This window comes from Ureibacillus sp. MALMAid1270, assembly GCF_049202975.1.
Classification (GTDB): Bacteria; Bacillota; Bacilli; order Bacillales_A; family Planococcaceae; genus Ureibacillus.
On sequence record NZ_JBMIRP010000036.1, the window covers coordinates 1 to 17230 of the forward strand.

17 protein-coding genes, 1 rRNA gene, 1 pseudogene and 1 riboswitch are annotated in these 17230 nt (G+C 37.4%); of the genes and pseudogenes, 14 read left to right on the forward strand and 5 right to left on the reverse strand.

Annotated elements, in window-relative coordinates:
- Window positions 1-22 precede the first annotated feature (22 nt).
- Window positions 23-138: ribosomal RNA gene (rrf, locus tag ACOQFO_RS04130) — 5S ribosomal RNA — on the forward strand.
- Window positions 139-295: 157 nt separating this feature from the next.
- Here rrf and ACOQFO_RS04135 read toward each other — a convergent pair.
- From ACOQFO_RS04135 to ACOQFO_RS04155, 5 genes and pseudogenes are all read right to left on the reverse strand, one after another.
- Window positions 296-1237: a hypothetical protein gene (locus tag ACOQFO_RS04135; protein WP_421688442.1), complete on the reverse strand. Its 942-nt coding sequence runs from the start codon at window positions 1235-1237 to the stop codon at window positions 296-298.
- Between the two features lie 172 nt (window positions 1238-1409).
- Window positions 1410-1799 (reverse strand): hypothetical protein, encoded by a 390-nt coding sequence (locus ACOQFO_RS04140; protein ID WP_421688443.1) that lies wholly within the window; start codon window positions 1797-1799, stop codon window positions 1410-1412.
- A gap of 112 nt (window positions 1800-1911) precedes the next feature.
- Window positions 1912-2286 (reverse strand): hypothetical protein, encoded by a 375-nt coding sequence (locus tag ACOQFO_RS04145; protein ID WP_421688444.1) that lies wholly within the window; start codon window positions 2284-2286, stop codon window positions 1912-1914.
- Window positions 2283-2477 carry a PepSY domain-containing protein gene (locus tag ACOQFO_RS04150; protein ID WP_421688458.1) on the reverse strand — a complete coding sequence of 65 codons (195 nt, stop codon included), beginning with the start codon at window positions 2475-2477 and terminating at the stop codon, window positions 2283-2285. Before ACOQFO_RS04150 ends, ACOQFO_RS04145 begins: the two co-directional genes overlap by 4 nt.
- A 30-nt stretch (window positions 2478-2507) precedes the next feature.
- A pseudogene (locus tag ACOQFO_RS04155) lies at window positions 2508-3203 on the reverse strand (response regulator transcription factor); the annotation flags it as partial.
- Window positions 3204-3463: 260 nt separating this feature from the next.
- Between ACOQFO_RS04155 and ACOQFO_RS04160 the strand changes: the two are divergent.
- From ACOQFO_RS04160 to purD, 13 genes are all read left to right on the forward strand, one after another.
- The gene (locus ACOQFO_RS04160) at window positions 3464-3655 is read left to right on the forward strand and encodes an NETI motif-containing protein (RefSeq protein ID WP_421688445.1); all 192 of its coding nucleotides are present in this window, start codon (window positions 3464-3466) and stop codon (window positions 3653-3655) included.
- A 139-nt stretch (window positions 3656-3794) separates the two neighbouring features.
- Window positions 3795-3894, forward strand: a riboswitch (purine riboswitch).
- A 149-nt stretch (window positions 3895-4043) separates the two neighbouring features.
- Entirely contained in the window at window positions 4044-4532 is a 489-nt protein-coding gene (gene purE, locus ACOQFO_RS04165) for a 5-(carboxyamino)imidazole ribonucleotide mutase (RefSeq protein ID WP_421688446.1), read from the forward strand.
- Complete coding sequence (purK, locus tag ACOQFO_RS04170; RefSeq protein WP_421688447.1) at window positions 4529-5653, forward strand: 5-(carboxyamino)imidazole ribonucleotide synthase; 1125 nt, start codon at window positions 4529-4531, stop codon at window positions 5651-5653. Before purE ends, purK begins: the two co-directional genes overlap by 4 nt.
- A gap of 17 nt (window positions 5654-5670) precedes the next feature.
- A complete protein-coding gene (gene purB, locus ACOQFO_RS04175; protein ID WP_421688448.1) occupies window positions 5671-6966 on the forward strand; it encodes an adenylosuccinate lyase in 1296 nt (431 codons plus the stop codon).
- 63 nt (window positions 6967-7029) lie between these two features.
- Window positions 7030-7740 (forward strand): phosphoribosylaminoimidazolesuccinocarboxamide synthase, encoded by a 711-nt coding sequence (gene purC / locus ACOQFO_RS04180; RefSeq protein ID WP_421688449.1) that lies wholly within the window; start codon window positions 7030-7032, stop codon window positions 7738-7740.
- A gap of 1 nt (window position 7741) precedes the next feature.
- The gene (purS, locus tag ACOQFO_RS04185; RefSeq protein WP_421688450.1) at window positions 7742-7990 is read left to right on the forward strand and encodes a phosphoribosylformylglycinamidine synthase subunit PurS; all 249 of its coding nucleotides are present in this window, start codon (window positions 7742-7744) and stop codon (window positions 7988-7990) included.
- Between the two features lie 2 nt (window positions 7991-7992).
- On the forward strand, window positions 7993-8673 hold the full coding sequence (purQ, locus tag ACOQFO_RS04190; RefSeq protein WP_421688451.1) for a phosphoribosylformylglycinamidine synthase subunit PurQ: 681 nt from the start codon (window positions 7993-7995) through the stop codon (window positions 8671-8673).
- Window positions 8663-10891 carry a phosphoribosylformylglycinamidine synthase subunit PurL gene (purL, locus tag ACOQFO_RS04195; RefSeq protein ID WP_421688452.1) on the forward strand — a complete coding sequence of 743 codons (2229 nt, stop codon included), beginning with the start codon at window positions 8663-8665 and terminating at the stop codon, window positions 10889-10891. Before purQ ends, purL begins: the two co-directional genes overlap by 11 nt.
- On the forward strand, window positions 10867-12291 hold the full coding sequence (purF, locus tag ACOQFO_RS04200) for an amidophosphoribosyltransferase (RefSeq protein ID WP_421688453.1): 1425 nt from the start codon (window positions 10867-10869) through the stop codon (window positions 12289-12291). Before purL ends, purF begins: the two co-directional genes overlap by 25 nt.
- Before the next feature lie 12 nt (window positions 12292-12303).
- A complete protein-coding gene (gene purM, locus ACOQFO_RS04205; RefSeq protein WP_421688454.1) occupies window positions 12304-13359 on the forward strand; it encodes a phosphoribosylformylglycinamidine cyclo-ligase in 1056 nt (351 codons plus the stop codon).
- On the forward strand, window positions 13359-13925 hold the full coding sequence (gene purN, locus ACOQFO_RS04210; protein ID WP_421688455.1) for a phosphoribosylglycinamide formyltransferase: 567 nt from the start codon (window positions 13359-13361) through the stop codon (window positions 13923-13925). Before purM ends, purN begins: the two co-directional genes overlap by 1 nt.
- A gap of 94 nt (window positions 13926-14019) precedes the next feature.
- On the forward strand, window positions 14020-15546 hold the full coding sequence (purH, locus tag ACOQFO_RS04215) for a bifunctional phosphoribosylaminoimidazolecarboxamide formyltransferase/IMP cyclohydrolase (RefSeq protein WP_421688456.1): 1527 nt from the start codon (window positions 14020-14022) through the stop codon (window positions 15544-15546).
- A 247-nt stretch (window positions 15547-15793) separates the two neighbouring features.
- Window positions 15794-17050: a phosphoribosylamine--glycine ligase gene (gene purD, locus ACOQFO_RS04220; protein WP_421688457.1), complete on the forward strand. Its 1257-nt coding sequence runs from the start codon at window positions 15794-15796 to the stop codon at window positions 17048-17050.
- The last annotated feature ends 180 nt before the right edge of the window (window positions 17051-17230 follow it).

Here is a 17230-nt window from a genome sequence, read left to right on the forward strand (position 1 = left end):
AGCCAGTACATCCATGTACAAGTGAAGTGATAATGGCAAAGAGGTCACACCCGTTCCCATACCGAACACGGAAGTTAAGCTCTTTAGCGCCGATGGTAGTTGGGGGTTTCCCCCTGTGAGAGTAGGACGTCGCTTCGCAAAGATAACACCGCTGATATTCAGTGGTGTTTTTTTATGCCCAACTACCATGGAAACCGAAGGTTCGGCGCATTTGAAAAACCAAACGGGGACAGAAAGACTGTCCCCGACGTCCCAAAAAACCCACTGGGACAGAAAGACTGTCCCCGACGTCCCACTAAACTTCTTCAAGGATTTTTAGGGTTTCTTTTATGAATAGATCTTGCATTAGTTTATTATCCAGGGTACAGCCGAGTTCTACTCGGTCGTATCGAAATGCTCGAATTAGGGATTTCAGTTGTGGAAAATAGACTTGTTCTAATGATTCTAAAGGTCGTTCTTTACTGTAGGATTCTATAAATAATTGAAAACGTTCTTGCTCTTTTAACTTTCCGACGTAAGGAGCATGCCAAGCATGGTATACGCCTACACCAATGCATTCGTTCAAATAGACTTCATTACCAGCAAGGTTAAAATCAAAGATTGCTAATGGACCATTAGCGATTCGTGTCATGTTGTAGTAGCAAAAATCTCCTTGAACGGCCCCTTGAGGTAACCTTGTCCATACTTGCTGAATATTAAAGCGATATTCATTATAAAGGGCTTCAATTTTAGAAAATAGGGGATGGGAGTGATAATGTTTTTTCAACTGAAGAAAGCTTAGTTCATTTTCATCATAGTCTCCAATCGCATCTGACTGGTTACCTCCAAAAAAGCTCCAAGACGTTGCGTTTGTAAATAAATTCGGCATTCTTTGAGATAATCGGTGCTGACTACCTAATAATCTTCCAATTTCCATTATCTCCTGATCTGTGATTACTTCAAGTGGTTTTCCTGGTAAGCCTAATTCAAGTGTAAAAACTTTATCGTCAAATTGAACCGTATAAGATCCTTTAGAGGACTGTATATACTGTGTAACTAGAAATCCTTGGTCGTACAAGAGATTTGCAAAAGTACAACATGTTTCTAAATATGCCTTATCCGTTGATTCACCTTTTAAATAGTAGGCATGTGCTGTTTCAACTTTTGCTAATACCCGTTCACCATTTCGAAGAATCTCAATTTTCTTTGGTGTAATGTAATAGTTATTACATATATCAATAATTTTTTGATTATCCATATTTGCCTGACCTCACATTATTAATTCAAATTAAGTTTCTTCATATATTTATTAATTAATATTATATAAAGATTTCAAAATACCTTTTTTTATAGGTGAATTAGGAAAAGAATTTAAATAATAATAGCGAGGAATAGTATTTAATACTTTTGATAGATAAAAAAACACCGTATTACTTTTTACCGGTGTTTGAAATAGATATTGAGTTTTGTCGTATTTTTTTCATTTCAGTTATTTTTTGAGAAACAAAAATGATCACATAACTAAATAGGTAGAGAAGGCTGGTGATACCGAAGAAGAAGAAAATTCCTGGTGTAAAGTACACGTATAAACTAATAGGCAACGACCAGATGAAGGCAATTAATAATAAAGCTTGTTTTGACTTTAAGGAAGAATAAGTTGCTAAACAGGCTGGAAGAAATAACATGACGAATGTAGTGATGATTGGACCATTTCCTGGTGGAGCATAGGGATTTGCAAAAACTAAGATGAACCACAAAACGATACTGACAATACCAGCAATGATTCCTAATACTTGTCCAAATTTATATATTTTACTCATCTCCTTATCTTGCATGTCATAGTACAAAATATATTCCAAAGAAGCGTACTATATACAGAAAAAAGTTGACTCTACAAGAAGTAGAATCAACTTTGTATCAAAAATCTAAAACTTAGTCATCGTTATCATCGTTATCATCATCGTCATCATCATCGTCGTCATTATCGTCGTCATCATTGTCATCGTCATCATAGCGATCATCATCTTCGTAACGATCATCATCATAACGGTCGTCATAGTAATAATCGTCATCCTGTTTTATTCCTTGATTTGTAGTAGGTGATGTAACTGTTTGTTTTTGTTCTGTTTTGATAGTTTCTTTATTTGATGAGCTAATTTGAGGGACTGTTTGCTCTTTATTATTTGAGTCATCACTATCATCGTTGTTTTGATTTACAGGTTCAATATTTACTAAAACTTGTTTTTGATCATCACGATCGTCTTTATGCTTTTTAATTAATTTGCCAGTGGATGCATCAAATTTCAAACGTATTCAGCGTCTTCTGTGACGATTTCTATTTCATAAAATGTTTTGCTTCCTTCTTTTTCGAATTCAACTTCATGAATCGTACCATTCACTTCGGCTAGTGCTTTTTCCTTTATCTCTTCGACGGTTAATTCGCTTGCAAAACCAACTAAACTACCACTCGCTACTGCAATGATTCCTCCAATACCCATGACACCAAGTAATGCTTCATGAACGTTCTCCTTTAGTACATAGCCAACACCACGTACCGTATGAATAATTGGTGATGGGTTTGCACTATCTAACTTTTGACGAACGTATCGAATATAGACATCTATCACATTTGTATCTCCGTAGTAGTCGTATCCCCAAACAGCATCTAATATTTGTTCTCGGGATAATACTCGTTTTGGATGTTTTAATAAATAGAGCAATAAATCATATTCTCTTGGAGTAAGGTCAATCAACTTGTCATGGTAACGCACTTCACGGGATTGCTCATGAATAGATAATTGTTGATAAACAATTAAGGGTTCATCCTTTTTTTCTTTATCTTGTATGGCATTCCTCATTTGAGCGAACCTTAAATTAGAACGAATACGAGCAATTAGTTCTTCAATTTCAAAAGGTTTCGTCACATAATCATTTGCTCCAAAATCTAATCCCTTCACCTTATCTTCCACATCACTTTTCGCAGTTAATAATATGACAGGTGTTGTTTGTTCAGTTGCACGAATTCGTTTCAGTACATCCAGACCATGCATTTCGGGTAACATAAAATCTAGAAGAACTAAATCAAATTCACCTTCGCGGTATTTAATGAGACCTTCTGTACCTGTATGGGCTACATCCGTTAAATAACCTTCAAATTCAAGTTCTAATAGCAAAACACGAGCAATATATTCTTCATCTTCAATGATTAAAATTTTATAATTCAATGTGATCAACTCATAATTTTATTTTTTAAGTGAACTATCATTCAAAATGTGATTAACAATCCATAAAAGACGTCCGTCATTAACTTTACCTAATAATCAAATGATATCCGAAAAAAATTAGAAATTAATGAGAATACTCTCATTATGTAAAGTTTTAAATTAAAATCCGATTTCTTAGAAAACAAAAAATCTGAATCTTTCTTTACACAGTAACATGATAATGTTATTGTATACAATACGATTTGAAAGGATAAAAAAGAATGTCAAAAAAACAAGTTTGGTTTGAAGTAGAGGAACATGAAACAATTGAAGAATGTTTAGCGCGGATGAGTAGAGAAGGCTACATGGCAATGGGCCGTAAAGAGGAGCCTGTCTTTTACATAGTGGATGGAGAGCCTACCTACCTTCGCCAAAAAATAAAATTTAAAGGTGTATTAAAAGAAGAAGTATAGTAAAGATGACGAAAATCCGAACATTCCATTTGTCTGAAAATTTATTGTTCGCATTATTTCATTGATTTTCTGTTGATACCTTGTTAAAATGAAAAAGCAAATAACACAACAGTGTAAAATATTAGTTGTTTAGTAGATGATCCTTCTAAACAAAATCCCACATATATGCTAGAGAATATGGCTCTAGTGTCTCTACCCGGTACCGTAAATTCCGGACTATGCGGGAAAGCAAACTTAAAGACTAGTATTTGAAATTTGTTGAATTTAAGTCTTTTGGCTAAACAACATTTTTCATCTTACAAATGTCCTCAAGTTTTCTGCTTTCTACGTGTAGAATAGTAGATTACTTTAGGGCATTTTCTTTTTAAAGGGAAAAAGGAGCGTAAATATGAATCCGAAAATTGGCGTGATCATGGGCAGTTCAAGTGATTGGGAAACAATGAAACATGCTTGTGACATTTTAGATGAACTACAAGTGGCATATGAAAAGAAAGTTGTTTCAGCACACAGAACACCAGATTTAATGTTTGAATATGCAGAAACAGCTCGTTCAAGAGGAATTGAAGTCATTATTGCAGGAGCTGGAGGTGCAGCACATTTACCTGGTATGGTTGCTGCTAAAACAACACTGCCAGTAATTGGTGTACCAGTTCAATCGAAAGCATTAAACGGATTAGATTCATTGTTATCGATTGTTCAAATGCCTGGTGGCGTACCAGTAGCAACGGTTGCAATTGGTAAAGCGGGTGCTACAAATGCAGGATTACTTGCAGCACAAATCTTATCTATTACAAATCCGGAATTAGCGAATCAGTTAGAAACAAGACGTGAGACGTTAAAACAAAAAGTTTTAGAAAGTACAGGTGAATTACTGTGACAACAATGATTTTCCCTGGCCAAACGATTGGAATTATTGGCGGTGGCCAGCTAGGACGTATGATGGCATTATCGGCCAAGGAAGCGGGATTCAAAGTCGCAGTGTTGGAACCAACGATGGATTCCCCATGTGGTCAAGTTGCAGATATATGTATTGTAGCGCCATATGATGATGAAGCGGCATTAGAAGAGTTAGCATCAGTTAGTGACGTCATTACTTATGAATTTGAAAATATAGACTATGAAGGTTTAAAGAGATTAACAGAAATTGCTTACGTTCCTCAAGGAGCAGAATTAGTTCGTATTACACAAAACCGTGTAACGGAAAAAGAGGCAATAGTTAAAGCGGGTTGTCCCGTTGCACCTTATTTTGTTGTCGATACTTACGATGACCTAGTTACACACATCGACAAAATTGGTTATCCATGTATCGTTAAAACAGCTCGGGGTGGATATGATGGGAAAGGTCAACAAAGACTAAATTCTATTGACGATTTACCTTTAGCAAAAGGTCTCATAGAGCATTCACAATGTGTAGTAGAAAGTTTTGTTCCATTTAATATGGAGATTTCCGTTATTGTTCAACGTAACGGATTAGGTGAAACTTATTGTTTACCAGTGGGAGAAAATATTCATGTTCACCACATTTTACACGAAACAATCGTACCTGCAAGAATTTCAAATGATACTTTAAATCAAGCTGAACAAGCAGCTATTAAAATAGCTGATCACTTGCAACTCATTGGAACTTTAGCAGTTGAAATGTTTGTTTTAAAAAATGGTGACATTATCATTAATGAGCTAGCTCCAAGACCACATAATTCTGGTCACTATTCAATAGAAGCTTGTAACATCTCACAGTTTGGTCAACATATCCGTGCGATATGTGGTTGGCCATTACGTAAACCAGTTTTATGGGCACCTTCTATTATGGTCAATGTGTTAGGTCAACATGTTGTTCCATTAACCAATAATATTTCCAAATACCCTGATTGGTCGGTACATTTATATGGAAAAGATAAAGCTAAGGTCAATCGTAAGATGGGTCATGTTACAATAATGACGAATAATGTTGAATTGACATTAGACGAAATCGAAAAATCTGGCATTTGGTCGGAATAAAAGGGAGAAAAAGAAATATGATCGAACGTTATACTCGTCCTGAAATGGGAGCAATTTGGACAGAAGAAAACAAATTCAAAGCTTGGTTAGAAGTTGAAATTTTAGCATGTGAAGCTTGGTCTGAACTAGGCGCTATACCAAAAGAAGATGTAGAATTACTTCGCCAAAACGCTTCATTTGATATGAATCGTATTTATGAAATTGAACAAGAAACTCGTCATGATGTAGTAGCATTCACTCGTGCAGTTTCTGAAACATTAGGTGAGGAACGTAAATGGGTTCACTACGGTTTAACTTCAACAGACGTAGTTGATACTGCACTATCTTATTTAATCAAACAAGCAAATGAAATTATTCGCAAAGATATCGTTAACTTTATCGACATCTTAACTGAAAAAGCAAAAGAACATAAATATACAGTTATGATGGGAAGAACTCATGGTGTACATGCGGAACCGACAACATTCGGTTTGAAATTAGCATTATGGCGTGAAGAGATGATTCGTAACCTAGAGCGTTTCGATAATGCAGCTAAAGTTATTGAAACAGGTAAAATCTCTGGTGCAGTTGGTACTTATGCAAACATCGACCCATTCGTTGAACAATACGTTTGTGAAAAATTAGGTTTGCAAGCCGCTCCAATTTCAACTCAAACATTACAACGTGACCGTCATGCACAATACATGTCAACATTAGCGTTAATTGCAACGTCTATCGAGAAGTTTGCAACAGAGGTTCGTGGTCTTCAAAAATCAGAAACTCGAGAAGTGGAAGAAGCATTTGGAAAAGGACAAAAAGGTTCATCTGCTATGCCACATAAACGTAACCCAATTGGTTCTGAAAATATGACTGGTATTGCTCGCCTAGTGCGCGGTTACATGCTTACTGCGTATGAAAATGTGTCTTTATGGCATGAACGTGATATTTCTCATTCATCTGCAGAACGTGTAATTTTACCGGATGCAACAATTGCACTTAACTACATGTTAAACCGATTTGGAAATATCGTGAAAAATTTAACGGTATTCCCAGAAAACATGAAACGTAACATGGATCGTACATTTGGCTTAATTTATTCGCAACGTATTCTACTAGCATTAATCGACAAAGGTTTAGTACGTGAGGAAGCATACGATACAGTTCAACCATTAACAGCTCGTTCTTGGGATGAACAAATCCAATTCCGTCCATTAGTGGAATCTAACGAAAAAATTACTTCATTACTAACTAAGGAAGAAATTGATGATTGCTTTGATTACAACTATCACATTAAAAATGTTGATATGATTTTTGATCGTTTAGGAATTAACTAATTACTACTACTTTCATTCTTCGGGAGGTATTACACCTCCCGTCATTAATCGGAGGCAAAGTCCATGAATAAAGGTCAACTTTTATACGAAGGTAAAGCGAAACGTTTATATCAAACTGAACAAGAAGGTATTTTATTCGTAGAATACAAGAATAGTGCTACAGCTTTTAACGGTGAAAAGAAAGCAGAAATTGAAGGCAAGGGTGTTTTAAACAATCAAATTTCGACTTTAATTTTTGAAAAGTTAAAAGAAAATGGAATCGACTCACATTTTGTTGAAAGAATTTCAGATCATGAGCAATTAGTGCGTAAAGTTGACATTATTCCCATTGAAGTCGTAATTCGTAATATTGCGGCAGGAAGTCTTGCAAAGCGATTAGGTTTTGAGGAAGGCACTCCACTGAAACGTCCGATAGTGGAATTCTACTATAAAGATGATGCACTAGGAGATCCAATTATAAACAATGAACATATCGACATTCTAGGGATTGCAACAAAAGAAGAAGTCGAAGCAATCTACCAACAAGGTTTAAAAGTTAATAGCGTTCTTGAACCTATTTTTAAAGCAGTAGATGTTATATTAGTAGACTTTAAACTAGAATTTGGTCGCGACAAAGATGGCAATATTTTATTAGCTGATGAAATATCACCTGATACATGCAGACTTTGGGATGCACATACAAAGCAAAAATTAGACAAAGATGTTTTCCGTCGTGATTTGGGAAGCTTAACTGAAGTATATGAAATCATTCTTGCGAGACTTGGAGGAAAGTAAAATGACAAAAGTTAAAGTATATGTGACATTACGTGAAAGTGTATTAGATCCACAAGGTGCGGCTGTACAAGGTTCGTTAGCTAAAATGGGTTATAGCGAAGTCTCAGATGTACGTATCGGAAAATACTTAGAATTAACAATCGGTGAAATGAACCGTGATTTAGATGTTGTAGTGAAGGAAATGTGTGAAAAGCTCCTTGCAAATACAGTAATTGAAGACTACCGCTTTGAAGTTGAGGAGGAAAATTAATTATGAAATTCGCAGTACTTGTTTTCCCTGGATCAAACTGTGATATCGACATGTACCATGCGATTAAAGATGAGCTAGGCGAAGAAGTAGAATATGTATGGCATTCTGCAACGGATCTAAGTAAATTTGATGGTATTTTAGTTCCTGGAGGTTTCTCATACGGTGACTACTTACGTTGTGGTGCTATGGCAAACCAATCGAATGTAATGGCAGAGGTTAAAAAAGCAGCAGCAGAAGGGAAACCAGTATTAGGGGTATGTAATGGATTCCAAATTCTTACGGAAGCAGGTTTACTTCCTGGCGTATTACTTCGCAACAAAAACCTTAAATTCATGTGCCGTACAGTAGAATTGAAAGTTGAAAATACAAACACATTATTTACAAATCAATATGAACAAGGCGAAATTATTAATATTCCAATCGCTCACGGAGAAGGAAACTACTTCTGTGACGAGGAAACTCTTGCAAACCTAAAAGCGAATAACCAAATCGTATTTACATATTCCGGTGAAAATCCAAATGGAAGTTTAGAAGATATTGCAGGGATCATTAACGAGCAAGGTAATGTCCTTGGCATGATGCCGCATCCAGAGCGTGCTGTAAACGACCTACTTGGAAGTAGTGACGGGTTAAAATTATTTAAATCAATCGTTAAACAGTGGAGGGAATCACATGTCAGCTAAACTAGAACCAACAGCAGAGCAAATTAAAGAACAAAAGTTATATGCTGAGATGGGAATGTCAGATGAAGAGTTTGAATTAGCATGTAGCATTATAGGTCGACTTCCAAACTGGACAGAAACAGGTTTGTTCTCTGTTATGTGGTCTGAACACTGTTCATATAAAAATTCAAAACCAGTATTACGTAAGTTCCCAACAAAAGGCCCTCAAGTATTACAAGGACCTGGTGAAGGTGCAGGGATTGTCGATATTGGTGATGAACAAGCGGTTGTATTCAAAATGGAATCACATAACCATCCATCTGCAATCGAGCCTTACCAAGGTGCAGCTACTGGTGTAGGTGGAATTATTCGTGACGTATTCTCAATGGGTGCTCGTCCAATTGCAATGTTAAACTCTTTACGTTTCGGTGAATTGCAATCAGAGCGCGGTAAATATTTATTTGAAGAAGTTGTAGCTGGTATTGCTGGATACGGAAACTGTATCGGTATTCCAACTGTGGGTGGAGAAATTCAGTTTGACCCTTGTTATGAAGGAAACCCACTTGTAAATGCAATGTGTGTAGGTTTAATTGATCATAAAGATATCCAACGCGGAATTGCTGCGGGTGTTGGTAATACAGTTATGTACGTAGGAGCTAAAACAGGTCGTGATGGTATCCACGGTGCAACATTCGCATCGGAAGAACTTTCAGAAGCTTCTGAAGAAAAACGCCCAGCTGTACAAGTTGGAGATCCATTTATGGAAAAACTTCTACTTGAAGCATGTTTAGAGGTAGTAAAATCAGACGCCCTAGTAGGGATTCAAGATATGGGAGCTGCTGGTCTTACTTCATCTTCCGCTGAAATGGCGTCTAAAGCTGGATCAGGTGTTGAGATGAACTTAGATTTAGTTCCTCAACGTGAAACAGGAATGACAGCTTACGAAATGATGTTATCCGAATCACAAGAGCGTATGTTACTTGTTGTTAAAAAAGGTCGAGAAAATGAAATTAAATCGATTTTTGATAAATACGGTTTAGACGCTGTCGCAATTGGTCGAGTAACTGACGACAAAATGCTACGTTTACTTCACAAAGGTGAAGTTGTTGCTGAAGTACCTGCGGATGCGCTAGCTGAAGATGCACCTGTATATCACAAACCATCACAAGAACCAGCATATTTTGTAGAGTTCCAAGCAATGGATAATGTAGAGCCAGAAGTATCAGATTATAAAGAAACATTAACTGCTTTACTAAAAGCTCCAACAGTTGCTTCAAAAGAATGGGTTTATGATCAATATGATTATCAAGTTCGCACAAATACAGTTGTTGCACCTGGTTCTGATGCTGCAATTCTACGTGTTCGTGGTACAAACAAAGGGTTAGCGATGACTACAGACTGTAATTCTCGTTATATCTATTTAGATCCTGAAACAGGCGGTAAAATTGCAGTTGCTGAAGCTGCACGTAATATTGTTGTATCAGGTGGAGAGCCACTTGCAATTACTGACTGCTTAAACTTTGGTAATCCAGAAAAACCAGAAATTTTCTGGCAAATCGAGAAAAGTGCAGATGGAATCTCAGCTGCATGTACTGCTTTAAGCGCACCAGTAATTGGTGGTAACGTATCACTTTATAATGAGCGTTCAGGTGAAGCAGTTTACCCAACGCCAACAATTGGTATGGTTGGTTTAGTAAAAGACTTATCACATGTTACTACGCAAGAAGTTAAAAATGCTGGTGATCTTGTTTACTTAATCGGTGAAACTAAAACTGAATTTGGCGGTTCTGAACTACAAAAGTTAGTACACGGTAAAATTTTCGGTAAAGCGCCAAGTATTGATTTAGATGTAGAAGCAACACGTCAAAAGTCAATCCTATCAGCAATCCGCTCAGGATTAGTACAATCTGCACATGACGTTTCTGAAGGTGGAGTTGCTGTTGCATTAGCAGAAACAACATTCTCAGCAAATGGTTTAGGTATCTATGCTACTCTTGAAGGCTCTCCTGTTACTGCTCTATTCAGTGAATCTCAATCACGATTTATCGTAACAGTAAAACAAGAAAACGCTGGTGAATTTGAAGATATTATTCCAGAAGCTAAGAAAATCGGTGTCGTAACAGATGATGCAAAAATTACAATCAACGGTGACACTGGCGTTCTTGTTGAAGGTACAGTGGAGGAATTCCGTTCTGCTTGGAAAGGAGCAATCCCATGCTTGGTGAAATCAGAGGCTTAAACGAAGAATGTGGAGTGTTTGGCATTTGGGGACATGATGCAGCTACACATTTAAGTTATTACGGATTACATGCATTACAACATCGTGGCCAAGAAGGTGCAGGTATTGTTGCAACTGATGGAGAGTTCCTTAAAGCTGTTAGAGGTGAAGGGCTCGTTAACGAAGTGTTTAATGAAGAAAAGTTAAAAAGTGCAAAAGGTACTGCGGCAATTGCTCATGTTCGTTATACAACTGCAGGAGGTGGCGGAATCGATAACGTTCAACCGTTATTATTCCGTTCCTCTACCGGAACACTTGCCATCGCTCATAATGGAAATTTAGTAAACGCAAATCACTTAAAAAGTCATTTAGAACGTTCTGGTAGTATTTTTCACTCAACTTCAGATACAGAAGTGGTTGTTCATTTAATTAAAAAAAGTAAAAAACCACGCTATCTTGAACAAGTGAAAGAGGCTTTATCTTTATTAAAAGGTGCATTTTCTATATTAATTCTTTCAAAAGATCGAATGTTAGTTGCTCGAGATCGCAATGGTTTAAGACCACTTTCAATCGGAAAATTAGGCGATTCTTGGGTTGTTGCTTCAGAAACAAATGCTTTTGATTTAATCGGTGCTGAATATATTCGTGATGTTGAACCTGGTGAACTTCTTATCATCACTGATAAAGGAATCGAAGAAGATCGTTTTGCTCCAATAGAAAAACGAGCTATGTGTGCAATGGAATATGTTTATTTCGCACGTCCTGATTCAAACATTGACCAAATAAATATCCATATGGCACGTAAACGTATGGGGAAACAGTTGGCTAAAGAAATAGGCCATATTGATGCAGATGTAGTAACAGGTGTACCTGATTCATCTATTTCAGCTGCAATTGGTTTTGCTGAAGAAAGTGGAATTCCTTATGAATTAGGGTTAATCAAAAATCGTTACACAGGTCGAACATTCATACAGCCTACACAAGAGTTGCGTGAACGTGGCGTGAAAATGAAACTTTCTCCAGTCGTGCAAGTTGTTAAGGGAAAACGTGTTGTGATGGTGGATGATTCAATTGTACGTGGAACTACATCACGTCGAATTGTTAGAATGTTAAAAGAAGCAGGAGCAACAGAAGTACATGTTGTCATTTCTTCACCTCCATTATCAAACCCATGCTTCTACGGAATTGATATTTCATCTGATGAAGAATTAATTGCCACTGGAAGAACGGTTGATCAAATTTGTGAAGAAATCGGTGCAGACTCATTAACATTTTTATCTCCAGATGGTTTGGTTGAAGCAATTGGTCGCCCATTTGAAGACGAAACAAGAGGCTTATGTCTAGCATGCTTTACTGGAGATTATCCTACAGAAATTTTCCCAGATACAGTTTTACCACATGAGAAAGAGTTAGTTCGATAGGAGGAAGTAGTCATGTCAAAAGCATATGAACAAGCAGGTGTAAATATAGAGGCTGGTTACGAAGCTGTAAAACGTATGAAATCCCATGTTGAACGTACGAATCGTTTAGGTGTAATGGGTACATTTGGCGGCTTTGGTGGCATGTTTGACTTGTCTTCACTAAATCTTAAAGAACCTGTTCTCATTTCAGGTACTGATGGTGTTGGGACAAAATTAAAACTTGCATTTATGGTAGATAAACACGATACAATCGGTATTGACTGTGTAGCGATGTGTGTGAACGATATTGTGGCTCAAGGTGCAGAACCATTGTATTTCTTAGATTATGTAGCAGTAGGTAAAGCAGAACCTTCTAAGATAGAACAAATTGTTAAAGGTGTAGCGGATGGCTGTGTTCAAGCAGGAGCTGCTTTAATCGGTGGAGAGACAGCTGAAATGCCTGGTCTTTACGATGAAGATGAATACGATTTAGCTGGATTTGCTGTAGGTGCAACGGAGAAGGCGAATATTGTTACAGGTGAAAAAATCGTAGAAGGTGATGTTCTAGTTGGTTTAGCTTCAAGCGGCGTTCATTCAAACGGTTATTCATTAGTTCGTAAGATTGTATTTGCAGATCATGGCTATGCAGTGGACCAAGTGGTTGAAGGTTATGAAGATTTAGGTCCGATTGGAGAAGCACTTCTTACACCAACAAAAATTTACGCAAAACCTGTTATTGAGATTTTAAAAGAAGTAGATGTTCATGGAATGGCTCACGTTACAGGTGGTGGCTTCTATGAGAATTTACCACGTATGATGCCAGAGGGTCTTGCAACTGAAATTGACTTAGGATCTTGGCCAGTACTTCGAGTATTCGAGTTCTTAAAAGAACAAGGCGGATTAGCTGATAAAGATTTATATAACGTCTTTAATATGGGTATTGGTTATGTAATTTCAGTGCGTGAAGATGAAGCAGAAAAAGTAATAGAACTTGCTCAAAAACATGGTGAAAATGCCTATAAAATTGGTCGTGTTGTGAAAGGCGAAGGTGTCATCTTTAATGGAACTCATGATGGGAGTTTAGTGTGATGACAACAAAAATAGCTGTATTTGCTTCTGGAAGTGGAAGTAATTTTCAAGCAATTCAAGAAGCGATTGAACGTGGAGAACTAAATGCAAAGGTAGAATTAGTCGTTACTGATAAACCAGAAGCCTTTGTCGTTACACGTGCTAAACAATTCGGAATTCCAGTACATGCGTTTTCCGCTAAATCTTATACTTCAAAAGAAGAATACGAGGCTGAGATTGTAGCACTGTTACGTGATAGAAAGATTGAATGGGTCGTATTAGCAGGTTATATGCGTTTAATTGGTCATACACTTTTATCCGCATACTCAAACCGAATTGTTAACATTCACCCTTCTTTATTACCATCGTTTCCAGGTAAAGACGCAATCGGTCAAGCGATGGATCATGGTGTAAAGGTAACAGGAGTAACCGTTCATTTTGTAGATGAAGGAATGGATACTGGACCAATCTTGGCACAAGCTGCAGTTGAAGTGGTAGATGGAAATCATGAAGAGACTGAAGCGCGAATCCATGCAGTGGAACATGAACTTTATACAAAAACATTAAAAAAATTATTTGAAAATTAATACAATATCATTACTTGTGAAGGGTTGTACGCTATGAATAAGCGTACCCTTTCAACTTATTGGTTAATATATTTGATAATGGAGGACGCAACACATGACTAAACGTGCACTGATCAGTGTATCAAATAAAGATGGTATTTTAGATTTTGCAAAGGAATTAGTAGCATTAGGTTATGAAATTTTATCAACTGGTGGTACGAAAAAAATGTTACAAGATAACTCGGTTCCTGTAACAGCTGTAGATGAAGTAACGAAATTCCCAGAAATTTTAGACGGCCGAGTGAAAACATTAAATCCTTTAATCCACGGTGGACTTTTAGGGAAATTTGATGACCCTTCACATAAAGCACAAATGGAAGAACACGGTATTGAGCCAATTGAGATCGTTTGTGTTAATTTATATCCTTTCGTTGAAACAATTTCAAAGCCTGATGTAACATGGGACGATGCAATCGAAAATATTGACATCGGTGGCCCAACAATGTTGCGTTCTGCTGCAAAAAACCATCAATATGTAACAGTTATTGTAGACTCAAATGATTATGCAAAAGTACTTGAAGAGTTAAAAGCAACTGGCGAAACAACTATTGAAACTCGTCGCAAGTTAGCTGCTAAAGTATTCCGTCATACAGCGGCATACGACTCTTATATTTCTAACTACTTAACAGAAGAAGATTTCCCTGAAAACTTAACAATGACTTACGAGTTAAAACAAACGTTACGTTATGGTGAAAATCCTCATCAAAAAGCAGCGTTCTACCAAAAACGTTTAAGCTCACATTTCTCTCTAGCTTATGCAACTCAATTACACGGTAAGGAATTATCTTACAACAATATTCAAGATGGAAATGCTGCTCTTCAAATCGTAAAAGAATTTGATGTTCCTGCTGCTGTTGCGGTAAAACATATGAATCCTTGTGGTGTTGGTACAGGCGCGAGCATTGAAGAAGCATTCGCTAAAGCATACGAAGCAGATCCAACTTCAATCTTCGGTGGAATTATTGCTCTTAATCGTGAAGTAGATGCTGCAACTGCAGAAAAATTAAGTAACATCTTCCTAGAAATTATCATTGCGCCTTCATTTACAGAAGAAGCTCTGGAAATTTTAACGAAAAAGAAAAACATTCGCTTAATGACAATCAGCTTTGCACAAGAAAAACAAGACAAGTTCAAGGTTGTATCTGTTGAGGGTGGATTACTTGTTCAAGAAGATGATACATTTGGATTTAAAGATGCTAACATCAAAGTTGTCACTGACCGTGAACCAACTGCAGAAGAGTGGGAAGCATTAAAACTTGGTTGGGCAGTAGTAAAACATGTTAAGTCTAATGCAATAGTTGTTAACGATGCACAAATGACTTTAGGTGTTGGAGCTGGACAAATGAATCGTGTAGGTGCAGCAAAAATCGCCTTAGAACAAGCTGGTGAAAAAGCAAAAGGTGCTGTATTAGCTTCTGATGCATTCTTCCCAATGAGCGATACAGTTGAAACTGCAGCTGCTGCTGGTATTAAAGCAATTATTCAACCAGGTGGATCAATTAAAGACCAAGATTCTATCGACAAAGCAAATGAATACGGTATTGCAATGGTATTCACAGGGGTAAGACATTTCAAACATTAAGAGTTTGGTTTAACGCTCGTCTTTGAGGAGGCGGGCGTTTCGTTTAGGGCAACCAAAGTGCAACCCGCACATAAAGTCGGGGAAAGCGCCCATAAAGTGCAACCCGCACATAAAAGTGTTGAACCCGCACATAAACAGGTGAAACTCGCACATAAACCGAGGGAACCCGCACATAACCAGACAAAACTCGCACATAACCAAAAAAGTTTCGCCCGTAAAATTATTCATTATTAAGGAGGCAATCCAAATGAACATCCTCGTAATTGGTAGTGGTGGCCGTGAACACGCAATTGCAAAGAAATTCAGCATTTCACCATCTGTTAAGAACGTATATGTAGCACCAGGAAATGACGGTATGCGCGAATGTGCTGAAATCTTATCAATTGACGTACTTGATTTCGAAGCGCTTGTGAACTTTGCAAAAGAGAACAAGATTGACCTTACATTTGTTGGCCCTGAACAGCCATTAGCTGCTGGGATTGTAGACTATTTCCAAAAGGAAAACTTAACAATCTTTGGACCAACAAAAGCTGCAGCACAAATTGAAGGTAGTAAATCTTACGCAAAACAACTGATGAAAAAATACAATATTCCTACAGCTGCTTATGAAACTTTTACTGATGCACAAAAAGCAATTGAGTATGTAAAAGAACAAGGTGCACCAATCGTCGTTAAAGCGGATGGACTTGCTGCTGGTAAAGGTGTAATTGTGGCAATGACTGACGAAGAGGCAATTGAGGCAATTGAAGATATGATTGGTAATCAGCGATTTGGTGAATCCTCTTCACGTGTAGTTATTGAACAATTTTTAGACGGTGAAGAATTCTCCTTCATGTCATTTGTACATAAAGGACAAATTTACCCTATGGTTATTGCGCAAGATCATAAACGCGCATACGATGGCGATCAAGGACCAAATACAGGTGGAATGGGTGCATACTCACCTGTACCGCAAATTTCTCAAGATATGGTGTCAAAAGCGTACGATGAAATTGTTGTACCTACAGTAAAAGCAATGGAAGAAGAAGGCGTATCCTTTACAGGAATTCTTTATGCTGGCCTAATTCTTACAAATGAAGGTCCTAAAGTAATCGAATTCAACGCACGTTTTGGTGACCCAGAGACTCAAGTAGTACTACCACGTATGACATCCGATTTTGGACTATTTATGAAAGCATTAATGGAAGAAAAACCGTTTGATTTACAATGGTCAGATGAGGCGATGTTAGGTGTTGTAATCGCTGCTGAAGGCTATCCAGGTGATGTTGAAAAAGGAAATCCACTTCCTAATTTAAATGACATTGATGGAAATTATGAAGTTTATCATGCCGGAACAAAATTAGTAGATGGTCAATATGTTGGGAATGGTGGACGAGTTTTATTAGTTGCCACTAAAGCGAACACGTTAAAAGAAGCACAAGAACTAGTTTACAAAAAATTAAATGAAATACAGTGGGATCATTTCTTCTATCGAAAAGACATTGGATGGCGCACTTTTGTATAGAAATTAATAATAGGCAAGAAGATTTTTCTTCTTGCCTTCATTTATGTGCGCCCGGCATGGGCTATAACTTGGTGGTGAAAGTCCACTACAGGCTTGGCAGTAGGAACTGTTAGCTAATGGCAAGGGTGTCCATCGTGAGGTGGAATCTGAAGGAAGCCGGAGGCAAAATCCCGAACTGAC